This is a genomic window from Flavobacterium sp. (assembly GCF_029242675.1).
GTDB lineage: Bacteria > Bacteroidota > Bacteroidia > Flavobacteriales > Flavobacteriaceae > Flavobacterium.
The window spans coordinates 1-1,505 of sequence record NZ_JAQWTM010000101.1 but is presented as its reverse complement, the minus strand read 5'-3'; the positions used below and the strand labels follow the sequence as shown (position 1 = coordinate 1,505).

Sequence of the window (1,505 nt, the reverse complement as noted above, 5' to 3'; positions counted from 1 at the left end):
TATTCGAGCAATCGTGCCAATTGAGTCAAAATTCAAAATTGATCCAAGCATTACTGCTGGAACAATTCCTGATTATGCTGGAAATTCTCAGTCTGTTAAAGTAATTGTAAGTTATTTTAAAGGAATGAATGCGGCTGATTTAACTAAGGATCTAGTAACTTTGGGGATAAAATCACCCAAAAACATTACCTCTTTTAATCAAGTATATCTACAAGCTTCAGTAGAGAAATTGAATGAAATTGCAAAATTAAATTGGGTTCAGAATATTGAGCTTATTGCTGCTCCAGTGGAAAGTGATAACTTGCCAGGTGTCAATTCACACAAGGTTAATGTGTTAAGTTCTTTAATTCCGGGATTAGGCTATAATCTAACTGGAAAAGGGGTTAAAGTAGGTATTTGGGATGGAAATCTTGAAAAACACAAAGACCATACAGGAAGAGTTACAAACAGAGAGTATGAATCACCATCATCTCACGGGGAACACGTTTCAGGTACAGTAGGTGGTGCTGGAATTTTAGACCCTCGTGCTAAAGGAATGGCTCCAAATGTGCAAATGTTTGGGTGGAACTTCAATACGCAATCGAATGGTTTGCCGGTTTATGTAGAAAGAGAACTTGCATTCCTAAATGATGATGTGGATCTAACGTCTAACTCTTATGGTGTTTTACTTTCATCAGGATATAATTTAGTTCGATACAATGCTGGTGATAGAGGTGATGATGATGTTACCGTTAAATATCCTTCACTTTTAAATATTTATTCGAACGGTAATGCACAAGCAGCTTATGCAGGTGGTTTTAACACAAGTACAAAAGCGTCTAAAAATGCATTACACGTAGCCGCAAATGAACCGACTGATGTCATAAGCTCTTACAGTAGTTTTGGGCCTACTTTAGATGGTCGTCTTGTTCCACAAATTGCCGCAGTAGGATCTAATGTGTATTCATTAGATTATAACAATTCGTATCAGATAATGAGTGGAACCTCTATGGCAACTCCGGGAACTTCCGGAACGATAGCTTTGTTGTATGAAAGGTATAAAAACATTTATGGCGAGAAGCCTTTAGCTTCTTTAATGAAAGCTTTAGTTTCTAATACTGCTAAGGATGTTGGAAATGCAGGACCTGATTATAAATATGGTTTTGGAAACTTAAACGGTTTAAGAGCAGTTAAGGTTTTAGATAACAAAATGTTTTATACCGCTTCAGTTGCAAATGCTGCCTCTTTTGAAAAAGAAATTGTAGTTCCAGCTGGACTGGTTTCTTTAAAAGTAATGCTTGCTTATTCTGATATAGGAGCAACTCCGGGTGCTACAAACATTCAGGTGAATGATTTAGATATCAAGTTAGTTCGTAACGGACAAACCACTTTACCTTGGATTTTAAATCCTGCACAACCCAATGCGGTTGCTACAAGAGGAGTGGATAATTTGAACAATATTGAACAAATTACGCTTGATGCGCCAGCTGCTGGAACCTACAAAATTATTGTTACTGGTACATCAG

Annotated in this window: 1 protein-coding gene; it reads left to right on the top strand. The window is 37.1% G+C overall.

Annotated elements, in window-relative coordinates; all coding sequences use genetic code 11:
* Positions 1 to 1,505, top strand: a 1,505-nt coding sequence (locus P8M54_RS04145; protein WP_300285522.1) for a S8 family serine peptidase, incomplete at both ends; no start/stop codon positions are given.